The sequence below is a fragment of the Streptomyces sp. NPDC006368 genome (genome assembly GCF_040612535.1).
Classification (GTDB): domain Bacteria; phylum Actinomycetota; class Actinomycetes; order Streptomycetales; family Streptomycetaceae; genus Streptomyces.
On record NZ_JBEXQK010000037.1, the window covers coordinates 18,120 to 39,081 of the forward strand.

Here is a 20,962-nt window from a genome sequence, read left to right on the forward strand (position 1 = left end):
GGCTCCGCATGGCAGGCGTGATGGCAGGAAAGGTGGGCTGTTCGTCCTTGTGGACGTCCGCGCCTGCCCGAAGGATGAGAGGCATGACGAAGCGATCCGTACTCGTCGTCCTCTTCGACGACGTGCAGAGCCTGGACGTCACCGGGCCGGTGGAGGTGTTCGCCGGAGCGGCCCACGTCAGCGGTGACCCCGGGGCGTACCCGATCCGCACCGCATCGCTCGACGGATCGCCCGTCCGCACCCAGAGCGGCCTGCGGCTGGCCGCCGACAGCTCGCTGGCCGACGCCGACCGGCCGCACACCCTGCTGGTCCCCGGCGGCGAGGGCACCGCCAACCCCGACCCCCGCCTGATCGAGTGGCTGCGCACCCACGCCCCGCGCGCCGACCGCCTGGTCTCGGTCTGCACCGGCGCACTCCTGCTCGCCGAGGCCGGTCTGCTGGACGGCCACCGCGCCACCACGCACTGGGCGTTCTGCGACCACCTCGCCCGCAACCACCCGGCGGTGGACGTCGAACCGAACCCGATCTTCGTACGCGACGGGAAGCTCTCCACCTCCGCCGGGGTCACCGCCGGCATCGACCTCGCCCTCGCCCTGGTCGAGGAGGACCTGGGCCGCGACGCGGCGCTCACGATCGCCCGCCACCTCGTGGTCTTCCTCCGCCGCCCCGGCAACCAGGCCCAGTTCAGCGTCCAGCTCGCAGCCCAGACCGCCCGCCGGGAACCGCTGCGCGAGCTCCAGCAGTTCATCACCGAACAGCCGGCGGCCGACCTGTCCGTCGAGGCCCTGGCCGCCCGCGCCCGGCTCTCGCCCCGCCACTTCGCCCGCGCCTTCCGGACCGAGACCGGCACCACCCCCGGCCGGTACGTCGAGCGCGTCCGCCTGGAGCACGCGCGCCGTCTCCTGGAGGAGACCCGCGGCGGCGTTCGGGAAGTCGCCCGCGCGGCCGGCTACGGCACGCCCGAGGCGATGCGCCGCGCCTTCGTCAAGGCGCTGGGCACCCCGCCCGCCGAATACCGGCGCCGCTTCCAGGCCCCCGCACCCACCCACTGAAAGGCCACCCTCATGCAGATCGCCATCCTCCTCCACCCCGGCTTCACCGCTCTCGACGCCGTGGGCCCCTTCGAGATGGTCAGCCAACTGCCCGGCGCCGAGACCGTGTTCGTCACCAAGGAGGCCGGTCCCGTCCGCAACGACCAGGGCAACCTCGCCCTCGTCGCCGACCGCACCCTGGCCGAGGTGCCCCGCCCGGACATCGTCCTCGTCCCCGGCGGACCCGATGTGGCGGAGGCCACCCGTGACGAGGACCTGCTCGACTGGCTCCGCGCGGTGGACGCCACCAGCACCTGGACCACGTCGGTGTGCACGGGCTCGCTCTTCCTGGCGGCCGCGGGCCTCCTCAAGGGCCGCCGCGCCACCACCCACTGGCTCGCGATGGACGACCTGAAGGCGCTCGGCGCCGAACCGACCGGCGAGCGCGTCGTCTTCGACGGCAAGTACGTCACGGCCGCCGGCGTCTCGTCCGGCATCGACATGGCCCTCCACCTGGTCGGCCGGATCGCGGGCGACGGGGTCGCCCAGACCGTACAGCTGATGACCGAGTACGACCCCGAGCCCCCCTACGACGCGGGCTCCCCGGGCAAGGCCCCGGCCGCGATCGTCGCCCGCTGCCGCAATGAGGCCGCCTGAGCGGCACCCGGGGGACGCGACCGGCCGCGCCGGGTCCGCAGCCGGGCGCCCGCGCGGTGGCGCCGTCACCTCAGACCCCGTACGTGAAGCGCGGCGCCCGGCGCTCCAGGAAGGCGGCGACCCCCTCCGCGGTGTCGCCGCTGCCGCGCGCCTGGTCCGCCCAGTGCGCGTCCCGGTCCGTACGCCCGGCCGCGAACTCCTTGGCCGCCGCCTGGGTCAGCAGCGAGCGGGAGGTCAGGATCCGGGTGAACTCCGCCACCCGCTTGCCCAGTTCACCGGTCGGCAGCACCTCGTCCACCAGGCCCGTGCGCAGCGCCCGCCCCGTATCGATCAGCTCACCCGAGAACAACAGGTACTTGGCGGCGGACGGGCCCACCAGCGCCACCAGCCGCCGCGTGGACGAGGACGGGTAGACGATCCCCAGCTTCGCCGGCGTCACACCGAACAGCGCGCCTTCCTCGGCGAACCGCAGGTCGCAGGCCGCCGCCAGCTGGCTGCCGCCGCCCACGCAGTAGCCGCGCACGGCGGCCAGCGTCGGCTTCGGGAAAGCGGCCAGCGCCTCCTCGGCCCGTACCGCGAGCGCCTGCTGCTCGTCGCCGGGTTCGCGCAGCGACGCGATGTCCGCCCCGGCGCAGAAGGTGGCGCCCGCACCGGTCAGCACGAGCGCCCGGACGGAGCGGTCGGCGGCCAGGTCCGTCAGCAGCTGCGGCAGAGCGCGCCACATGGCGGCGGTCATGGCGTTGCGCTTGGCGGGGTTGCTGATGACGACGGTGGCGACGCCGTCCGTGACGCTCTGTTCCAGCTGCGGCTGCTGCTCCATGCGCCGGATGCTATCCGGCGACGCCGAACGTACGATCACAGAAGGGGGTGCCGCCCGGACAAGCGACGACACGCACGTCTGCGAGGAAGCGAGCACGCTCATGGCCGACCCCACCCCCGCACCCGCCCCGGGCCCGTCCCCCGACCCCGCTCGGGAATCCGCTCCCCGTGACGGGCGCAACCTCAAGCGCAGTTTCGGCGTGCTGGTGCTGCTCGGTGTGCTCCTGGTGATCGCGGGGCTGGTCGGGCTCCTCTACACGGGCTTCGCCACCCTCACCTCGATGCTGCTCTTCGGCTGGCTGCTGCTGGTCGGTGGCGCGGTCGGCCTGGTGCACGCCGTCCAGTCGCGCCACGAGGGTTACTTCTGGCTCGCCGTGGTGGTCGCCGCGCTCAACATCGCGGCCGGGTTCGTCGTCATCCGCCATCCGGGGGAGTCGGCGGAGGCGCTCACCATGTTCGCCGCGCTGCTGTTCCTCACCGGTGGGGTCTTCCGGCTGGTGGGCAGTGTGGTGGTGCGAGGGCCGCAGTTCGGCTGGACGCTGCTGCAAGGTGCCTTCGGACTGCTGCTCGGTCTGCTGGTGCTGTTCGACTGGCCGCGCAGCAGCCTGTACGTGCTGGGGACGTTCTTCTCGCTGGCGCTGCTCTTCGACGGGTTGGGCCTGGTGGCGATCGGGGTGGGGGGCCGCAGGATCGTCGGCCTCATGTCGACAAAGCTGTCAGAAGACAATCCGCGGCGGTCGCTCAACTGACGCTGTCATACCCGGTCGATCAGAATGCGTCGATAGTCGGTGACTTCCGTTCACCGGCCCGGTCCGGAGTGAAAGAGTCCCAACACTCGATGCGTGGCGACAATCGAGCACGAGGGTGACAGACGGACCATCGAGAGCCGCGGGGGCGTCCCGGCGCGGCCACCGGCGTACGAAGGGGTCTGGCGCTTCACCGCCCCCGCGGTCGATGTCTCCGTACCGCAGGCCCGGCACGCCGTCCGGGATCTGCTGAAACGTCAAGGCGTCCCGCTCCAGGACGATGCCGTCCAGGGACTGCTGCTGATCGTCTCGGAGCTGGTGACCAACGCCGTACGGCATGCGGCGCTGCTCTCGCCCGAGGTCGCGGTCGAGGTCGCGATAGGACCGGAGTGGATCCGGGTGTCCGTGGAGGACAACCATCCGTACCGCCCGAAAGCGCTGGAGACGGATGCCGGCCGGACGGGGGGACGGGGGCTGCTGCTCGTCCGGGAGATCACGCGTGAGGCGGGCGGGGTCTGCGACGTCGAGCACACCGCGACCGGCGGAAAGATCATCTGGGCGGCACTCCCGCTGAGACCGGCCCCGTCCCCGGCCCCGCCCGCGCCCCCGGCCATCCCCTCGCCCTCCGCCTGAAGGCACCGCGCCCACCACCGGGTGGCGGAGCCGCAGGACGGGGCCGAACCGGCGAGGACCGCAGGCCCCGCGGAACCGGCCGTCCTCGCGGCGGTGGCCCGGCCCGGACCGACCGCCGCGAGGCTCACGGGCGCGGCGTCGCCGGCCTCACCAGCCGCCGTTCTCGCCGGTCAGTTCCTTGATCGCCGGACGCGCGGCGTCCAGCACCGTCATGAACCAGGCGGAGAACGGCGCGGCTGCGTGCCGCTCGAACAGCTCCGGTGCGGTCACGAACGCCGTTTCCTCCACCTCCGCCGGGTCCGGCCTCAGTGCGGCCTGCACCATCCCGACGAAGAGATGGTTGTACTCCTGCTCCACCAGCCCCGACGCCGGGTCGGGATGGTTGTAGCGGACCGTACCCGCCTCGGCGAGCAGCGACGGCGAGACGCCGAGCTCCTCGAAGACGCGCCGGGAGGCCGCCGCGAACGGCGCCTCACCCGGGTACGGATGCCCGCAGCAGGTGTTCGACCAGACGCCGGGGGAGTGGTACTTCCCCAGCGCCCGCCGCTGCAGCAGCAGCCGCCCCGCCTCGTCGAAGAGGAACACCGAGAAAGCCCGGTGGAGCCGGCCGGGGGCCTGGTGGGCGGCGAGCTTCTCCGCCGTGCCGATGGTGTTGCCGTCCTCGTCGACCAGTTCGAGCATGATCGATGGCTTGACTCCGTTCGACGAGCTGCTCGCCGCCGTGGCTGGTGTGATCGGCATGACCATCCTTCGCTTCGGTTCCCGGCCCTGTGGGGCAGTCTCAGTCTGCCGCACAAAAGCCGCTTGTCAGGACCCGCGACCCGTGTCCATTATGTCTGCTCCGTCCGGGTGGTGGACGGTCAGACGCCGAAGGCGGGCGGATATTCGATCATGCCCCGTGCGACTGCCCCGGAAGAGTCCGTGACCAGCGCCATCATCGCCTCGTCCGGCACGTCGAAGGGCGCCTCGATGCCGTACCGCGAAGCCGGTACGAAACCGAAGCGGGGGTAGTACTCCGGATGACCGAGCACCAGGACCAGCCGCTCCCCGCGCAGCCGCGCCGCGTCCAGCGCCGCCCGCACCACCGCCTCCCCGGCGCCCTGCCGCTGGTGCGCGGGCGCCACCGCGACCGGGGCCAGCGCCGCCGCCGGCAAGCCGCCGACCCGGCACCGGGTGATCAGGGCGTACGCCGCGACCGTTCCGTCGGGCGCCTCGGCGACGTACGACAGGCCGGGCAGCCAGGCGGCCGGGTCCTCACGCAGCGCGTCCACCAGGTCGGCCTCCTCCTCCCGCCCGAAGGCGGCGGCGATGACCTCCCGTACGGCGTCCACGTCGGCGTCCGTCTCAGGCCGGGTGCGCCGGCTGGGGTCGGCCGGGCGCAGGACGTAACCGCGATAGCCGTACTCGCCACCGTGCTCGCGGCGCATGGCGATCTCCGCGCGGGTGGCGGCGAGCGCCTCCGCCATGCCGGGCACGGCCGGATCGGCCGCGTCGGCCCGCTCCCCGAGCGGCCCGTAGTACTCGTCCCAGTCGCTCTCCGGCTGCGCGTGCGTGCCCAGCACGTGGTACCCGGCGGCGACCGCCGCCGCGGTGTTCGCGGCGGCGGACCGCAGCGCGTAGTGCCGGTCCCAGAACGCTCGGGCCTCGGGGGACGGTTCGGCGGTCGTCCACTCGCACTCGGTGACGACCAGCGCGCCGCCGGGCGCGATCAGCCGTCGCCAGGAGCGCAGCGCACGGTCGAAGCCGATCGCGTACGCCGAGCTCTGAGCCCACACGAGGTCGAACGAACCGTCGGGGAACGGCGGCTCGGCCATGTCGGCCCTGACGGTGCGGATGGACCCGCCGAGCCCGCGGGCGTCGGCGGCCCCGCGCAGCTCGGCCAGGAACGGCTCGTGCAGATCGAGGGCCGTCACCTCGGCGCCGGCCGTACCGGCCTCGGCGGCCATCAGCAGGGCGGAGCGGCCGGGACCACAGCCCAGATCGAGCACGCGGGGACGCTCCGGCAGCGCACCGGGAAGGCCGGCCAAGGCGAGCAGCCGACGGGTGGTGTCGTCGGAACCGGGACCCTGCCGCGGCAGACCGTGGTGCAGGGCGAAGAAGGCGTCGTGGAGAGCGGTGGTGGCGTTGTTGTCGGACAACGTGGGAAACCCTTGGTGTGAGAGGGCCCCGGCCGACGTACCGGATCAGGTCCGGATCGGATCAGGCGGATCGGATCACGTGCGGACGTCAGGTGATCAGGTCAGGTGATCGGATCGGGCGATCGGGTCAGCCGAGAACCCGGAGGCTGAGGTTCGAAGTCGAGGGGGTGGTCACCGCGACAGTCATCAACCTCAGCTCCTCTCACGGGCATGGCACGGAACGCTGATGTTATCAGTGGCAGAGCCGCGCCTCGTGCTCCGCGTGACCGCTCGGCTCCAGCTGGAACGTGCAGTGCTCCACGTCGAAGTGGCCGCCCAGGCACTCCTGGAGGGCGTGCAGCATCTTCTCGTGACCCACGGAGTCCAGCGCGCCCGGGTCGACCACCACGTGCGCCGAGAGGACCGGCATCCCCGAGGTGATCGTCCACGCGTGCAGGTCGTGGACGTCCTCCACCCCGGGCAGCGCCAGTATGTGCGCGCGCACCTCGGCCATGTTCACGCCCTTGGGCGCCGCCTCCAGCAGGACGTCGAGGGTCTCCCGCAGCAGCTTGAGTGTGCGCGGCACGATCATCAGGCCGATCACGAGGGACGCGATCGGGTCGGCGGCCTGCCAGCCGGTGGTGAGGATGACGCCCGCCGAGATCAGCACCGTCACGGAGCCCAGCGCGTCCGCCAGCACCTCCAGATAGGCGCCGCGCACGTTGATGCTCTCCCTCTGCCCCCGTACCAGCAGCGAGAGGGAGATCATGTTCGCCACCAGACCGAACAGCGCGAACGCGATCGCCAGGCCGCCCTTCGTCTCGGCGGGCGTGATGAACCGCTGCACCGCCTCGAAGAGCAGATAGCCACCGGCGCCGAGCAGCAGCAGACAGTTCGCCAGCGCGGCGAGGATCTCGGCCCGGGCGTAGCCGAAGGTGCGCTTGTCGGTGGCCGGGCGGGCCGCGAAGTGGATGGCCATCAGGGCCATGGCCAGGCCGACCGCGTCGGTCGCCATGTGCGTGGCGTCGGCGATCAGCGCGAGCGAGTCGGACAGGATGCCGCCGACGATCTCGGCCACCATGACGGAGAGCGTGATCGTGAGCGCGATGCGCAGCCGGCCCTTGTACGCGGCGGCCGCGGTCCCGGTGGGCGGTGGGCCGCCGTGCGTATGCCCGTGGTCGTGCCCAGCCCCCATGCGGCGCCTCCCGGTGATCGAAACAACGGTCCGAGCGGCCAGTGAACTACGGGTGGGGGGTATGTGCAAGCCGGGACTGAACACCGTTGTCATATGCTCTGACCTGCGGCGATGTCCGCAGGTCAGAGCGGCGACCCTCTGCGCGGCTCGGGGTGGCGAGTGTGCGCGGGCCCGGTCGGTGGGTGCGTACGCCGGTCGTGGCTGTGCCTACGGTCAGCGGGCGCGTCCGGTCAGCGGGCGCGCGCCTCGGGGTGGCGCAGGCGCCAGCCCTCCCAGGCCGACTCGACCATCTCGCGCACGCCGTACGACGCCGTCCAGCCCAGCTCCTTGGTGATCCGCTCGACCGACGCGACGGCCTTGGCCGCGTCGCCCGGCCGGCGCGCGTCGACCACCGGCGGCGCGGTGTGGCCGGTGACCTCGGCGACCAGGTCGGCCAGCTCCCGTACGGAGACGCCCTCGCCGCGGCCGATGTTCACCGTCAGGTCCCCGGCGCCGTCCTGGACGGCCAGGCGGCGGGCGACGGCGAGATGCGCGTCGGCCACATCGGCGACGTGAATGTAGTCACGCACGCAGGTGCCGTCCGGCGTCGGATAGTCGGCGCCGAAGATCCGCGGGGCCTCGCCGCGCGTGATCCGGTCGAAGAACATCGGGATGATGTTGAACACCCCGGCGTCCGCCAGCTCCGGCCGCGCGGCGCCCGCCACGTTGAAGTAGCGCAGGCAGGCCGTGGCCATCCCGTGCGCCCGGCCCGCCGCCCGGACCAGCCACTCGCCCGCCAGCTTGGTCTCGCCGTACGGGTTGATCGGCACCGCGGGGGCGTCCTCGCCGATCAGCTCGACGTCCGGGACGCCGTACACGGCGGCGGAGGAGGAGAAGAGGAACCGCTTCACCCCGGCGGCCACCACGGCCTCCAGCAGCACGATCAGCCCGTGCACGTTCTCCCGGTAGTAATGGAGGGGCCGCTCGACCGACTCCCCGACCTGCTTCTTCGCGGCGAGGTGCACCACACCGGTCACCTCGTGCTCGGCGAGCGTCCGGTCGAGCAGCTCCCGGTCCGCGACCGAGCCACGGACCAGGGGTATCGCCGCGGGCAGCCGCCCGGTGACCCCGGAGGACAGCTCATCGAGCACGACGACCCGCTCGCCCGCGTCCGCCATGGCGTGCGCCACATGGGCACCGATATATCCCGCTCCGCCTGTGATCAGCCAAGTCATGGCGGTCAGCCTATGCCCTGGCGACCGGCGGTTTGTGGGGCGAGGCGTGGATCGACGATGATGATCTCGGCCGCCCGCACCCCCTGCACGCCTCGGTGAACTTCGCCTTCCGTTCATCCGATAGCCTCAGCCGGCGTGCCGCCGCGCGCCCATCCCTGTCCAGGCCCAAGGAGTGAGTTCGTCTGTCGACCGCCATCCTCACCGGTCCTCCGGTACCCGGATCGCCGCTCGAGGGCGATCTGCGGTCGCTGGGCTTCGACGTCCGGGTCGCCACGGACCCGCGCGAGACCGCCGCGCTGCTGGCCGCCGTGCCGCCCGCCGAACGCGTCGCGGTCGTGGACCCCCGCTTCGTCGGCCACGTCCACGCCCTCCGGCTCGCCCTGACGGACCCCCGCTTTCCCGTGGCCGCCGCGCCCGGCGCGCTCACGGCGCGGCCGGAGGCCCGCGCGGCGCTGACCCGGGCGCTGACGTCCGTGGCGGCCACCACCGGCGCCGCCGCGGCCCCCGCGCCGGGCGACACCCCGTCGCCGGAGCCCGCCGTCGCCGCGCGCCCGGTCTCGTCCGGCGCGACCCCGGCCCCGGACACCGCGAACCCGACCCCGGCCGTGTCCGGCGCGACCGCCCCGGACACCGCGTCCCCGGCCGTGCGCCCGGCCCCGGGCACGGCGAACCCGGCCCCGGACGCCGCGTCCCTCCCAGGTGCCGCGGCGAGCCGCGCCGCGTCCGGCGCCGCCCCCGCCCAGGCGTCCGCCGAGCCCGCCCGCGCCACGACGCCCACCGGCGGTGACGCCGCCGCCCCGCAGGGCGCGTCCGCCCCCGCCCCGCAGGGGGCCCGCCCCACGGGCGGCTCCGCCGTGCTCACCCTCCCCGACCTGCTGGCCGACGCGCTCGGCGCCGACGGCGTCGACGTGCACCGGCCCGAGTTCGGCACCCTCGTCGCCGCCGTGCCGGCCGACCCGCAGAGCCGGAAGGAGACGCGGGACGCCGTCGCGGCCGTCGACGACGAAGCCGTACGGCTCCGTTCCGCCGTGAAGGCCCGCGACGGGTTCTTCACCACCTTCTTCGTCAGCCCGTACTCGCGCCACATCGCCCGCTGGTGCGCCCGCCGCGGCCTCACGCCCAACCAGGTCACCACCGCGTCGCTGCTCACCGCGCTCGTCGCGGCGGGCTGCGCGGCCACCGGCACGCGCGGCGGGTTCGTCGCCGCGGGCGTGCTGCTCCTCTTCTCCTTCGTCCTGGACTGCACCGACGGGCAGCTCGCCCGCTACTCCCTGCAGTACTCGACGATGGGCGCCTGGCTCGACGCGACGTTCGACCGTGCCAAGGAGTACGCCTACTACGCGGGCCTCGCCCTCGGCGCCGCCCGGGGCGGGGACGACGTATGGGCGCTCGCGCTCGGCGCGATGGTGCTCCAGACGTGCCGCCACGTCGTGGACTTCTCCTTCAACGAGGCGAACCACGACGCCAGCGCCAACACGAGCCCGACGGCGGCCCTCTCCGACAAGCTGGACAGCCGGGGCTGGACGGTCTGGGTACGGCGGATGATAGTCCTGCCCATCGGTGAACGATGGGCCATGATCGCGGTGCTGACGGCCGTCGCCACGCCCCGCATCGTCTTCTACGCCCTGCTCGTCGGCTGCGCCTTCGCCGCCTGCTACACCACCGCCGGCCGCCTCCTGCGCTCGGTGACCCGCAAGGCCCGCCGCACCGACCGCGCCGCCCGCGCCCTGGCCGACCTCGCCGACTCGGGGCCGCTCGCCGAGCTCGTGGCCCGCGCGCTGGGCCGCCTCAAGGCGCAGCCGCCGTACGGGTCGCGCACGGTGCTCGCCGCCACGGGCGCCGCGCTCCTGATCGCCGCCGCCTGGGCGGAGCCGTTCGGCAGCCCGCTGACGGTCGGCGCGGCGGCGCTGTACGCGGTGCTGGCCGGGGCGGCCGTCGCGCTGCCCCTCAAGGGCGCCCTCGACTGGCTCGTCCCGCCCGTCTTCCGGGTCGCCGAGTACGTCACGGTCCTCGTCCTCGCGGCCCGCTCGGACGCCCCGGGGGCTCTCCCCGCGGCATTCGGCCTGGTCGCGGCCGTCGCCTACCATCACTACGACACGGTGTACCGCATCCGCGGCGGCACCGGCGCGCCGCCCGCGTGGCTGGTGCGGACGATCGGCGGCCACGAGGGCCGCGCGCTCGTGGTGACGGTCCTCGCGGCGGCACTGGCGACCGGGAGCCACTTCACCCTCGCGCTCACCGCCCTGGCGGTGGCCGTCGCGCTGGTCGTGCTCGTGGAGTCCATCCGCTTCTGGGTGTCCTCCGGAGCACCCGCAGTACATGACGAAGGAGAACCCGCATGATCGGCCTCGTACTCGCAGCCGGTGCCGGACGGCGTCTGCGCCCCTACACCGACACGCTCCCGAAGGCCCTCGTGCCCGTCGACGGCGAGAGGACGGTCCTCGACCTGACCCTCGCCAACTTCGCCGCCGTCGGCCTCACCGAGGCCGCCATCGTCGTGGGCTACCGCAAGGAAGCCGTGTACGAGCGCAAGGCCGCCCTGGAGGCCGCGTACGGCCTGAAACTCACGCTCGTCGAGAACGACAAGGCCGAGGAGTGGAACAACGCCTACTCCCTGTGGTGCGCCCGTGACGTCCTCGCGCAGGGCGTGATCCTCGCCAACGGCGACACCGTCCACCCGGTCTCCGTCGAGGAGACCCTCCTCGCGGCCCGCGGCAACGGGCGGCGGATCATCCTCGCCCTCGACACGGTGAAGAGCCTCGCCGACGAGGAGATGAAGGTCATCACCGCCGACGGCGAGGGGGTCCGGCGCATCACCAAGCTGATGGACCCGGCCACCGCCACCGGTGAGTACATCGGCGTCACCCTCATCGAGCCCGAGGCCGCCGCCGACCTCGCCGACGCGCTGAAGGCCACCTTCGAGCGCGACCCCGACCTCTACTACGAGGACGGCTACCAGGAGCTCGTGAACCGCGGTTTCCAGATCGACGTGGCGCCCATCGGCGACGTCAAGTGGGTCGAGATCGACAACCACGACGACCTCGCGAAGGGCCGTGAGATCGCGTGCCTGTACTGACCCGTCTCATCCCCTCGCCGGTCGTCGTCGACATCAGCCGCGGGGCGATGGACGATCTGGCCGGCCTCCTGGCCGACCAGCGGATCTCCGCCTCCGGCAAGCTGGCCATGGCGATCAGCAACGGCTCCGGCCAGGCGCTGCGCGAGAAGCTGGCGCCGGTGCTGCCGGACGCCGACTGGTACGCGGTCGCCGACGGCAGCATCGACTCCGCCGTCCGGCTCGCCGACGCGATCAAGGGCAAGCGGTACGACGCCGTGGTCGGCCTCGGCGGCGGCAAGATCATCGACGTGGCGAAGTACGCCGCGGCGCGGGTCGGCGTCCCCATGGTCTCGGTCGCGACGAACCTCTCGCACGACGGCATCTGCTCACCGATCTCGACACTCGACAACGACAACGGCCGCGGCTCGTACGGCGTGCCGTCGCCGATCGCCATGGTCATCGACCTGGACGTGATCCGCGACGCCCCGGCGCGCTTCGTCCGCTCCGGCATCGGCGACGCGATCTCCAACATCTCGGCGATCGCCGACTGGGAGTTGTCGCACCGCCACACCGGTGAGCAGATCGACGGCCTGGCCGCCGCCATGGCCCGCACGGCCGGCGAGGCCGTGCTGCGCCACCCGGGCGGCATCGGTGACGACGAGTTCCTCATCGTCCTCGCCGAGGCGCTCGTCCTCGGCGGCATCGCCATGTCGATCAGCGGCGACTCCCGGCCCTCGTCGGGCGCCTGCCACGAGATCTCCCACGCCTTCGACCTGCTGCACCCCGCGCGCGCCGCGCTCCACGGCGAGCAGGTCGGACTCGGCGCCGCCTTCGCGATGCACCTGCGCGGCGCCCGCGAGGAGTCGGGGCTCTTCGCCGAGGTGCTCCGCAGGCACGGCCTGCCGGTGCTGCCCGACGAGATCGGGTTCTCCGCGGACGAGTTCGTCCGGGCCGTGGAGTACGCGCCGCAGACCCGCCCCGGACGCTTCACCATCCTCGAGCACCTCGACCTGTCCACCGACCAGATCAGGGACGCGTACGCCGACTATGCCAAGACCATCCGTAGCTGAACTCCGCCCGGTCGTACACCCGGAGGGAGTGAAGGACCGGCGAAGCGGTGAGCACTGGGGCGGCCGCCTCTACATGCGCGAGATCTCCCTGCGCATCACCCGGTACCTGGTCACCACACGCGTCACCCCGAACCAGCTGACGTACGTGATGACGATCGCCGGCGTCCTCGCCGCCCCGGCGCTGCTCGTTCCGGGCATCCCCGGCGCGCTCCTCGGCGCGCTCATGGTCCAGCTCTACCTGCTGCTCGACTGCGTCGACGGCGAGGTCGCCCGCTGGAAGAAGCAGTTCTCGCTCGGCGGGGTGTACCTGGACCGGGTGGGTGCCTATCTGTGCGACGCCGCGGTGCTGGTCGGGTTCGGCCTGCGCGCCGCCGACCTGTGGGGCGGCGGGCGGATCGACTGGCTGTGGGCCTTCCTCGGCACCCTCGCCGCCCTCGGCGCCATCCTGATCAAGGCAGAGACCGACCTCGTCGGTGTCGCCCGCCACCAGGGCGGCCTGCCGCCGGTCAAGGAGTCGGCGTCCGAGCCCCGCTCGTCCGGCATGGCGCTGGCCCGCAAGGCCGCCGCTGCGCTGAAGTTCCACCGGCTCGTCCTGGGGATCGAGGCGTCGCTGCTCATCGTGGTCCTCGCGATCCTCGACACGGTCCGCGGCGACCTGTACTTCTCCCGCCTCGGCGTCGCGGTCCTGGCCGGCATCGCGCTGCTCCAGACCGTGCTGCACCTGGTGTCGATCCTCGCCTCCAGCAGGCTGAAGTGAGGACGCCGATGAAGCTGGGCGCCGTCATCATCACCATGGGCAACCGCCCCGACGACCTGCGGGCCCTGATCGACTCCGTCCACAAGCAGGACGGTGACCCGATCGACATCGTCGTCGTCGGCAACGGCGCCCCCGTCACGGGCGTCCCCGACGGCGTACGCACGATCGACCTCCCGGAGAACCTGGGCATCCCCGGCGGCCGCAACGTCGGCATCGAGGCGTTCGGCCCCGGCGGCACCGACGTCGACGCCCTGCTCTTCCTGGACGACGACGGTCTCCTCCCGAACACGGACACCGCCGAGCTGGTCCGCCAGGCGTTCACCGCCGACCCGAAGCTGGGCATCATCAGCTTCCGGATCGCCGACCCGGACACCGGCGTCACCCAGCGCCGGCACGTGCCGCGGCTGCGCGCCTCCGACCCGATGCGCTCCTCGCGCGTGACGACCTTCCTCGGCGGCGCCAACGCCGTCCGTACGCGGGTCTTCGCCGAGGTCGGCCCGCTCCCCGGCGAGTTCTTCTACGCGCACGAGGAGACCGATTTGGCCTGGCGGGCGCTCGACGCCGGCTGGCTGATCGACTACCGCTCCGACATGGTGCTGTACCACCCGACGACCGCGCCCTCCCGGCACGCCGTCTACCACCGCATGGTGGCCCGCAACCGGGTCTGGCTGGCCCGCCGCAACCTGCCCGCCCCCCTGGTGCCGCTCTACCTCGGTGTGTGGCTGCTGCTCACCCTGGCCCGGCGCCCCTCGGGGCCCGCGCTGAAGGCGTGGTTCGGCGGGTTCAAGGAGGGCTGGACGAGCCCCTGCGGACCCAGGCGCCCCATGAAGTGGCGTACGGTGTGGCGGCTGACGAGACTGGGCCGCCCTCCGGTCATCTGACAAGCTCTACCGTACGAACACCGGGCGTACTCGGGACTCTCCCGCCACCTGACCCGCGCCCCTTTTCGCCGCGCATCTTGAACACGAAAGTTTCAACTTGTGAGTGAGACAACCCATGACGGAGCGATCGCCGTGAGCACGACCGCCGCCCCGCCATCTCCCGACGACGGCCTGACCCCGGCGGAGCTGGCCGCCAAGTACGGTCTCTCGGTGAGCGGTGCCCGGCCCGGCCTGGCGCACTACGTCCGGCAGCTGTGGGGCCGGCGCCACTTCATCCTGACCTTCTCGCAGGCGAAGCTCACGGCGCAGTACAGCCAGGCCAAGCTGGGCCAGCTGTGGCAGGTGGCGACCCCGCTGCTGAACGCGGTGGTCTACTTCCTCATCTTCGGCCTGATCCTGGAGGCCGACCGGGGCATGCCGAAGGAGGTCTACGTCCCGTTCCTGGTGACGGGCGTGTTCGTCTTCACCTTCACCCAGACCTCCGTCATGTCGGGTGTCCGCTCGATCGCGGGCAACCTGGGCCTGGTGCGGGCGCTGCACTTCCCGCGCGCCTCGCTGCCCATCTCGTTCGCGCTGCAGCAGCTCCAGCAGCTGATGTACTCGATGATCGTGCTGTTCGTCATCGTGGCCGGGTTCGGCAGCTACCCGTCGCTCAGCTGGCTGCTCATCCTGCCCGCGCTGGCGCTGCAGTTCGTCTTCAACACCGGCCTGGCGCTGATCATGGCCCGGCTGGGCAGCAAGACCCCCGACCTGGCCCAGCTGATGCCCTTCGTCATGCGGACGTGGATGTACGCGTCGGGCGTCATGTTCTCGATCCCGATGATGCTCGAGGACAAGCCGGCCTGGATCGCCGACGTGCTGATGTACAACCCGGCGGCCATCTACATGGACCTGGTCCGGTTCGCCCTGATCGACGGCTACGGCTCCGACATGCTCCCGGCGCACGTCTGGCTGGCCGCGCTGCTCTGGGCGGTCGGCATCGGCTTCGCCGGGTTCGTGTACTTCTGGAAGGCAGAGGACCGGTACGGCCGTGGCTGAGCAGACCAAGGACATCACCGCGGGCGGGGCGCGCGTCCCCACCGTCATCGCCGACGACGTGCACATCGTGTACCGCGTCAACGCCGGTTCCGGCGGCCGGGGCAGCGCCACGGCCGCCCTGAGCCGGATAGTCCGCCGCGGCAAGAGCGAACCGCGGGGGGTGCGGAAGGTCCACGCCGTACGCGGCGTCTCCTTCACCGCGTACCGCGGCGAGGCCATCGGTCTCATCGGCACCAACGGCTCCGGCAAGTCCACCCTGCTGCGCGCCATCGCGGGCCTGCTGCCCACGGAGAAGGGCAAGGTCTACACCGACGGCCAGCCCGCGCTGCTGGGTGTCAACGCGGCGTTGATGGGCGACCTGACCGGTGAGCGCAACGTCATCCTCGGCGGCCTGGCCATGGGCATGTCGCGCGAGGAGATCCGCGCCCGTTACCAGGACATCGTCGACTTCTCCGGGATCAACGACAAGGGCGACTTCATCACCCTCCCCATGCGGACGTACTCCTCCGGCATGGGCGCCCGGCTGCGGTTCGCCATCGCCGCGGCCAAGGACCACGACGTCCTGATGATCGACGAGGCGCTGGCCACCGGTGACCGCACGTTCCAGATCCGCTCCGAGCAGCGCATCCGCGAGCTGCGCAAGGAGGCCGGCACGGTCTTCCTGGTCAGCCACAGCAACAAGTCGATCAGGGACACCTGTGACCGCGTCCTGTGGCTGGAGAAGGGTGAGCTCCTGATGGACGGCCCGACGGACGAGGTGCTCAAGGCGTACGAGAAGGAGACCGGCAAGTAGTCCGGTCGTGGTGGACGCCGCCGGAGGGGCCCCTGCCGGAGCACCGGGCAGGGGCCCTCGCGCGGCGCTCCGTCCTCCGGGGCCCGGGCGCGTCAAGTTCCGCGTGGGTCCGGGAGGTTGCACACGCGGGCGGCACGGTCCGCATGGGTGTTCCCGTGCGTGTGACACCCCGCCAGGGATCCGGGCGTTGTACAACGTAAGCTGTACCGGTGCTGATTCGCGGCAAGTGGGGCGATACCTTCATGGGTCGCACCTCCGGGGCCCGCGGCCCCGCTCGGCGGTCGCACCACTGAGGACCGGCGGCGTGTCCGAAATAGGATGTTTTGGGTCAGCAGTGTAGAACGGGAGATGTGACGGCAATGACGGAAGATCTCCAGCTCCGCGAGGGTCCCGCCGTCCCCGCGCCGGGCAGTCCGCGGTGACAGGTACCCGGCAGGTGCGCCTCGATGCCTCCGCGCGCGCCACACTCGACAAGGCCGCGCACGAGAACTTCCCCGTGGCCCCCTTCTTCCTGCCGCGCGCCTGGCGCGACGACCTGATGGCCATCTACGGCTACGCCCGGCTCGTCGACGACATCGGCGACAGCGACCTCGCCCCTGGCGGTGCCGACGCCCGCCACCTGGGCGCCGAGGGCGAAACGGACCCGCTCACCCTCCTCGACGCCTTCGAGGCCGACCTGCGCCGCGTCTTCGACGGAGTCCCCGCCCACCCGCTGCTGCGCGCCCTCCAGCCCACCGTGCGCCGCCACGCCCTGAGCCCCGAGCCGTTCCTCGGCCTCATCGAGGCGAACCGCCAGGACCAGCTGGTGCGGCGCTACGAGACGTACGACGACCTCGTCGCGTACTGCGTGCTCTCCGCCAACCCCGTCGGCCGCCTCGTCCTGGGCGTCACCGGCACCACCAGCCCCGAGCGGGTCCGCCTCTCCGACGCCATCTGCACCGCCCTGCAGATCGTCGAACACCTCCAGGACGTCGCCGAGGACCTCGCCCGCGACCGCGTCTACCTGCCCGCCGAGGACCTGAAGCGGTTCCACGTCACCGAGGCCGACCTCGCCCGCCCCACCGGCGGCGCCTCGGTGCGCGCCCTCGTCGCGTACGAGGCGGAACGCGCCCGCCGGCTCCTCGACGCGGGAACCCCGCTGGTGACCAGCGTCGACGGCAGGCTCCGCCTGCTGCTCGCCGGGTTCGTCGGAGGCGGGCACGCCGCCCTCGACGCCATCGCCCACGCCGGATACGACGTCCTTCCCAGGCCGCCCCGGGCCGCGAGGCCACAGGTGTTCCGCCGAGCGGGAGCCGCCCTGCGAAGAGGACGTGGGAAGGGGTGAGCGGGACCATGGAAGGGCACGCGCAGATGTCCGCGCCGGTGCAGGCCGCGTACAGCTACTGCGAGGCCGTCACCGGACAGCAGGCCCGTAACTTCGCCTACGGCATCCGCCTCCTGCCCACCGAGAAGCGGCAGGCCATGTCGGCGCTGTACGCCTTCTCCCGGCGCGTCGACGACATCGGCGACGGCAGGCTCGACGTGACGGCGAAGCGGGACCGGCTGGAGTCCACCCGCGACCTGCTGGACCGCATCCGCGCGGACGCCGTCCCCGAGGACGACACCGATCCCGTGGCCGTCGCCCTCTCCGACGCGGCACGCCGCTTCCCGCTGCCGCTCGACGGCCTCGACGAACTCATCGACGGCGTCCTGATGGACGTACACGGCGAGACGTACGAGACATGGGACGACCTCAAGGTGTACTGCCGCTGCGTCGCGGGCGCCATCGGCAGGCTCTCGCTCGCCATCTTCGGCACGACACCCGGCGCGCGCGGCGCGGAACGCGCCTGCGACTACGCCGATACGCTCGGCCTCGCCCTCCAACTCACCAACATCCTGCGGGACGTTCGCGAGGACGCGGCCAACGGCCGCACCTACCTTCCCGCCGACGACCTCGCCAAGTTCGGCTGCGGCGACGGCTTCCACGCCGACCAGCCGCCCGGCGCCGACTTCACCGGACTCGTGCACTTCGAAGCGCGGCGCGCCCGCGCCCTGTTCGCCGAGGGCTACCGGCTGCTGCCCATGCTCGACCGCCGCAGCGGCGCCTGTGTCGCCGCCATGGCCGGCATCTACCGGCGCCTCCTCGACCGCATCGAGCGCGACCCCCAGGCCGTGCTGCGCGGTCGCGTCTCCCTGCCCGGCCGCGAGAAGGCGTACGTCGCCGTGCGCGGCCTCTCCGGATTCGACGCCCGGACCATCTCCCGGCACACCGTCAGGGGGCCTGCCTGATGCCCGACCACGCGACCCTCGCCTCCGGCGCCGCGTCCCCGACCACGACAGCGGGACCGGGACGACGGGAGGCCGCATGAGCGACGGACTGACACCCGGCCACGCCGTGGTGATCGGCGGCGGCCTCGCCGGGATCACCGCAGCCCTGCGCCTCGCCGACGCCGGCGTACGCGTCACGCTCCTCGAAGGCCGGCCCCGCCTCGGCGGCCTCGCCTTCTCCTTCAAGCGCGGCGACCTCACCGTCGACAACGGCCAGCACGTCCACCTCCGCTGCTGCACCGCCTACCAGTGGTTCCTCGACCGGATCGACGGCGCCCACCTCGCCCCGCTCCAGCGCCGGCTCGACGTACCCGTCCTCGACGTCGCCCACCCACGCGGCCCCCGCCTCGGCCGGCTGCGCCGCACCGCCCTGCCCGTCCCGCTCCACCTCGCCGCGAGCCTCGCGGGCTACCCCCACCTGACGTTCGCCGAGCGCGCGGGCGTCGGACGCGCCGCCCTCGCCCTGAAGCGGCTCGACCCCGCCGACCCCGCCCTCGACGGCATCGACTTCGCCACCTGGCTGACCCGCCACGGCCAGTCGCCGCGCACCGTCGAAGCCCTCTGGGACCTCGTCGGCGTCGCCACCCTCAACGCCACCGCCCGGCACGCCTCCATGGGCCTGGCCGCGATGGTCTTCAGGACCGGCCTCCTCTCCGACCCGGGCGCCGCCGACATCGGCTGGTCCCGCGTCCCCCTCGGCGACCTGCACGACACCCTCGCCCGCAAGGCCCTCGACTCCCTCGGCGTCCGCACCGAGCTGCGCGCCAAGGCCACCTCCCTGTCCCGCACCGACGGCGGGCGGTGGCGCGTGACCCTGCCCGGCGAGACGCTGGAGGCGGACACCGTCGTCCTCGCCGTCCCGCAGTACGAGGCCCACGACCTGCTGCCGCACGGCGCACTCGACGACCCCGGCAAACTCCTCGACATCGGCACCGCGCCCATCCTCAACGTCCACGTCCTGTACGACCGCAAGGTGGTGCGCCGGCCCTTCTTCGCCGCGCTCGGATCCCCGGTCCAGTGGGTCTTCGACCGCACCGGCGCCTCCGGGTACACCGGCGGCCAGTACCTGGCGCTGTCCCAGTCGGCCGCCGGGGACGAGATCGACGAGCCCGTCGCCGTCCTGCGCGAGCGCTACCTGCCCGAGCTGGAGCGGCTGCTGCCCGCCGCCCGCGGTGCCAAGGTGCGCGACTTCTTCGTCACCCGGGAGCGGACAGCGACGTTCGCCCCCACCCCGGGGGTCGGCCGGCTGCGCCCCGCCGCCCGCACCCGGGCGCCCGGCCTGTACCTGGCCGGCGCGTGGACCGCCACCGGCTGGCCCGCCACCATGGAAGGCGCGGTACGCAGCGGCATCAGCGCCGCGGGCGCCGCCCTCTCGGCACTCGGCCGCCCCCACGTACATCCGCTCGAGGAGGCGGCATGAGCCTGAGTACTGGAACAAGAGGAGAGACCGTGCCGACTGTGCCCCCGGTGAATCCGGCTGTCGACACCGTGGACGTCACCGCCCTGCTGGAGCGCGGGCGGACCCTGTCCACCCCGGTCCTGCGCGCGGCCGTGCAGCGGCTCGCGCCGCCCATGGACACCGTCGCCGCCTACCACTTCGGCTGGATCGACGCCCACGGACGGCCCGCCGACGGCGACAGCGGCAAGGCCGTACGCCCCGCGCTCGCCCTGCTGTCCGCCGAGGCGGCCGGAGCGGAGCCCGAGGTCGGCATCCCCGGCGCGGTCGCCGTCGAGCTCGTGCACAACTTCTCGCTGCTGCACGACGACCTGATGGACGGCGACGAGCAGCGCCGCCACCGCGACACCGTGTGGAAGGTGCACGGCCCGGCGCAGGCCATCCTCGTCGGTGACGCGCTGTTCGCGCTCGCCAACGAGGTGCTGCTGGAGCTCGGCACCGTCGACGCCGGCCGCGCCACCCGCCGGCTGACCACCGCCAGCCGCAAGCTCATCGACGGCCAGGCCCAGGACATCTCCTACGAGCACCGCGAGCGGGTCACCGTCGAGGAGTGCCTGGAGATGGAGGGCAACAAGACCGGCGCCCTGCTCGCCTGCGCCTGCTCCATCGGCGCCGTCCTCGGCGGCGCGGACGACCGCACCGCCGACACCCTGGAGGCGTACGGCTACCACCTCGGCCTCGCCTTCCAGGCCGTCGACGACCTGCTCGGCATCTGGGGCGACCCGGAGGCCACGGGCAAGCAGACCTGGAGCGACCTGCGCCAGCGCAAGAAGTCCCTGCCGGTCGTCGCAGCGCTCGCCGCGGGTGGCCCGGCCTCCCAGCGCCTCGGGGAGCTGCTGACGGCCGACGCCAAGAGCACCGACCTCGACAGCTTCTCCGAGGAGGAGTTCGCCATGCGCGCGGCCCTCATCGAGGAGGCGGGCGGCCGTGAGTGGACTTCCGAGGAGGCCCGCCGCCAGCACGCCGTCGCGATCGAGGCGCTGCACCGTGTCGACATGCCGGAACGGGTCCGCGCCCAGCTCACCGCGCTCGCGGACTTCGTCGTCGTACGAAAGAGATGACCGCCATCCTCACCATATGAATCGCCTAGGGCCTGTCGTCCGGATCCTGCCGGGTTCGCGTGCTCCCTGATCCGGCCTCATCCGGAGGACGGGCCCTAGTCGCCGGCCGGTGCCCCACGGGCACCGGCCGAC

20 protein-coding genes are annotated in these 20,962 nt (G+C 72.7%); 15 read left to right on the forward strand and 5 right to left on the reverse strand.

Going from position 1 to position 20,962, the window contains the following annotated elements; translation table 11 throughout:
- The first annotated feature begins 83 nt into the window (after positions 1 to 83).
- Complete coding sequence (locus ABZZ38_RS23455) at positions 84 to 1,052, forward strand: GlxA family transcriptional regulator (protein ID WP_356743133.1); 969 nt, start codon at positions 84 to 86, stop codon at positions 1,050 to 1,052.
- A 12-nt stretch (positions 1,053 to 1,064) separates the two neighbouring features.
- Positions 1,065 to 1,688, forward strand: a complete 624-nt coding sequence (locus ABZZ38_RS23460; RefSeq protein ID WP_356743136.1) for a DJ-1/PfpI family protein — start codon at positions 1,065 to 1,067, stop codon at positions 1,686 to 1,688.
- Positions 1,689 to 1,758: 70 nt separating this feature from the next.
- Here ABZZ38_RS23460 and ABZZ38_RS23465 read toward each other — a convergent pair whose 3' ends face one another.
- Complete coding sequence (locus ABZZ38_RS23465) at positions 1,759 to 2,508, reverse strand: enoyl-CoA hydratase/isomerase family protein (protein WP_356743138.1); 750 nt, start codon at positions 2,506 to 2,508, stop codon at positions 1,759 to 1,761.
- Positions 2,509 to 2,608: 100 nt separating this feature from the next.
- Here ABZZ38_RS23465 and ABZZ38_RS23470 point away from each other — a divergent pair, with 100 nt between their 5' ends.
- A complete protein-coding gene (locus tag ABZZ38_RS23470) occupies positions 2,609 to 3,256 on the forward strand; it encodes a DUF308 domain-containing protein (protein ID WP_356743140.1) in 648 nt (215 codons plus the stop codon).
- Between the two features lie 129 nt (positions 3,257 to 3,385).
- On the forward strand, positions 3,386 to 3,886 hold the full coding sequence (locus ABZZ38_RS23475) for an ATP-binding protein (protein WP_356743228.1): 501 nt from the start codon (positions 3,386 to 3,388) through the stop codon (positions 3,884 to 3,886).
- 147 nt (positions 3,887 to 4,033) lie between these two features.
- Here ABZZ38_RS23475 and idi read toward each other — a convergent pair whose 3' ends face one another.
- The 4 genes from idi to galE form a co-directional block, all read right to left on the reverse strand.
- Positions 4,034 to 4,627 (reverse strand): isopentenyl-diphosphate Delta-isomerase, encoded by a 594-nt coding sequence (idi, locus tag ABZZ38_RS23480; protein WP_356743142.1) that lies wholly within the window; start codon positions 4,625 to 4,627, stop codon positions 4,034 to 4,036.
- Between the two features lie 119 nt (positions 4,628 to 4,746).
- Complete coding sequence (locus ABZZ38_RS23485) at positions 4,747 to 6,024, reverse strand: bifunctional class I SAM-dependent methyltransferase/N-acetyltransferase (protein WP_356743144.1); 1,278 nt, start codon at positions 6,022 to 6,024, stop codon at positions 4,747 to 4,749.
- A gap of 232 nt (positions 6,025 to 6,256) precedes the next feature.
- Positions 6,257 to 7,198, reverse strand: coding sequence for a cation diffusion facilitator family transporter (locus ABZZ38_RS23490; protein ID WP_356743146.1), 942 nt, complete (start codon positions 7,196 to 7,198; stop codon positions 6,257 to 6,259).
- 230 nt (positions 7,199 to 7,428) lie between these two features.
- A complete protein-coding gene (gene galE / locus ABZZ38_RS23495) occupies positions 7,429 to 8,412 on the reverse strand; it encodes a UDP-glucose 4-epimerase GalE (RefSeq protein ID WP_356743148.1) in 984 nt (327 codons plus the stop codon).
- A gap of 182 nt (positions 8,413 to 8,594) precedes the next feature.
- Here galE and ABZZ38_RS23500 point away from each other — a divergent pair, with 182 nt between their 5' ends.
- The 11 genes from ABZZ38_RS23500 to ABZZ38_RS23550 all read left to right on the forward strand — a co-directional run bounded on the left by ABZZ38_RS23500 (position 8,595) and on the right by ABZZ38_RS23550 (position 20,830).
- The gene (locus tag ABZZ38_RS23500; protein ID WP_356743230.1) at positions 8,595 to 10,754 is read left to right on the forward strand and encodes a DUF5941 domain-containing protein; all 2,160 of its coding nucleotides are present in this window, start codon (positions 8,595 to 8,597) and stop codon (positions 10,752 to 10,754) included.
- Positions 10,751 to 11,488, forward strand: coding sequence for a phosphocholine cytidylyltransferase family protein (locus tag ABZZ38_RS23505; RefSeq protein ID WP_356743150.1), 738 nt, complete (start codon positions 10,751 to 10,753; stop codon positions 11,486 to 11,488). Before ABZZ38_RS23500 ends, ABZZ38_RS23505 begins: the two co-directional genes overlap by 4 nt.
- A complete protein-coding gene (locus tag ABZZ38_RS23510) occupies positions 11,476 to 12,537 on the forward strand; it encodes an iron-containing alcohol dehydrogenase family protein (protein ID WP_356743152.1) in 1,062 nt (353 codons plus the stop codon). Before ABZZ38_RS23505 ends, ABZZ38_RS23510 begins: the two co-directional genes overlap by 13 nt.
- Entirely contained in the window at positions 12,515 to 13,294 is a 780-nt protein-coding gene (locus tag ABZZ38_RS23515) for a CDP-alcohol phosphatidyltransferase family protein (RefSeq protein WP_356743154.1), read from the forward strand. The genes ABZZ38_RS23510 and ABZZ38_RS23515 overlap by 23 nt, the downstream gene beginning before the upstream one ends.
- A gap of 8 nt (positions 13,295 to 13,302) precedes the next feature.
- On the forward strand, positions 13,303 to 14,175 hold the full coding sequence (locus ABZZ38_RS23520) for a glycosyltransferase (RefSeq protein ID WP_356743156.1): 873 nt from the start codon (positions 13,303 to 13,305) through the stop codon (positions 14,173 to 14,175).
- A 99-nt stretch (positions 14,176 to 14,274) separates the two neighbouring features.
- The gene (locus ABZZ38_RS23525) at positions 14,275 to 15,213 is read left to right on the forward strand and encodes an ABC transporter permease (protein WP_356743157.1); all 939 of its coding nucleotides are present in this window, start codon (positions 14,275 to 14,277) and stop codon (positions 15,211 to 15,213) included.
- Positions 15,206 to 16,006 carry an ABC transporter ATP-binding protein gene (locus ABZZ38_RS23530; RefSeq protein WP_356743159.1) on the forward strand — a complete coding sequence of 267 codons (801 nt, stop codon included), beginning with the start codon at positions 15,206 to 15,208 and terminating at the stop codon, positions 16,004 to 16,006. The genes ABZZ38_RS23525 and ABZZ38_RS23530 overlap by 8 nt, the downstream gene beginning before the upstream one ends.
- A 418-nt stretch (positions 16,007 to 16,424) precedes the next feature.
- The gene (gene hpnC, locus ABZZ38_RS23535) at positions 16,425 to 17,330 is read left to right on the forward strand and encodes a squalene synthase HpnC (protein WP_356743161.1); all 906 of its coding nucleotides are present in this window, start codon (positions 16,425 to 16,427) and stop codon (positions 17,328 to 17,330) included.
- Positions 17,327 to 18,274 (forward strand): presqualene diphosphate synthase HpnD, encoded by a 948-nt coding sequence (hpnD, locus tag ABZZ38_RS23540; protein ID WP_356743163.1) that lies wholly within the window; start codon positions 17,327 to 17,329, stop codon positions 18,272 to 18,274. The genes hpnC and hpnD overlap by 4 nt, the downstream gene beginning before the upstream one ends.
- A gap of 76 nt (positions 18,275 to 18,350) precedes the next feature.
- A complete protein-coding gene (gene hpnE, locus ABZZ38_RS23545) occupies positions 18,351 to 19,733 on the forward strand; it encodes a hydroxysqualene dehydroxylase HpnE (protein ID WP_356743165.1) in 1,383 nt (460 codons plus the stop codon).
- Positions 19,734 to 19,771: 38 nt separating this feature from the next.
- Complete coding sequence (locus ABZZ38_RS23550) at positions 19,772 to 20,830, forward strand: polyprenyl synthetase family protein (protein ID WP_356743233.1); 1,059 nt, start codon at positions 19,772 to 19,774, stop codon at positions 20,828 to 20,830.
- The last annotated feature ends 132 nt before the right edge of the window (positions 20,831 to 20,962 follow it).

Bases quoted from the DNA above. Each gene is read 5' to 3' on its own strand.
- ABZZ38_RS23460 (WP_356743136.1), top strand. From the start codon at position 1,065: ATGCAGATCGCCATCCTCCTCCACCCCGGCTTCACCGCTCTCGACGCC.
- ABZZ38_RS23470 (WP_356743140.1), top strand. From the start codon at position 2,609: ATGGCCGACCCCACCCCCGCACCCGCCCCGGGCCCGTCCCCCGACCCC.
- idi (WP_356743142.1), bottom strand. From the start codon at position 4,627: ATGCCGATCACACCAGCCACGGCGGCGAGCAGCTCGTCGAACGGAGTC.
- ABZZ38_RS23505 (WP_356743150.1), top strand. From the start codon at position 10,751: ATGATCGGCCTCGTACTCGCAGCCGGTGCCGGACGGCGTCTGCGCCCC.
- ABZZ38_RS23465 (WP_356743138.1), bottom strand. From the start codon at position 2,508: ATGGAGCAGCAGCCGCAGCTGGAACAGAGCGTCACGGACGGCGTCGCC.
- ABZZ38_RS23520 (WP_356743156.1), top strand. From the start codon at position 13,303: ATGAAGCTGGGCGCCGTCATCATCACCATGGGCAACCGCCCCGACGAC.
- hpnE (WP_356743165.1), top strand. From the start codon at position 18,351: ATGAGCGACGGACTGACACCCGGCCACGCCGTGGTGATCGGCGGCGGC.
- ABZZ38_RS23490 (WP_356743146.1), bottom strand. From the start codon at position 7,198: ATGGGGGCTGGGCACGACCACGGGCATACGCACGGCGGCCCACCGCCC.
- ABZZ38_RS23515 (WP_356743154.1), top strand. From the start codon at position 12,515: ATGCCAAGACCATCCGTAGCTGAACTCCGCCCGGTCGTACACCCGGAG.
- galE (WP_356743148.1), bottom strand. From the start codon at position 8,412: ATGACTTGGCTGATCACAGGCGGAGCGGGATATATCGGTGCCCATGTG.
- ABZZ38_RS23455 (WP_356743133.1), top strand. From the start codon at position 84: ATGACGAAGCGATCCGTACTCGTCGTCCTCTTCGACGACGTGCAGAGC.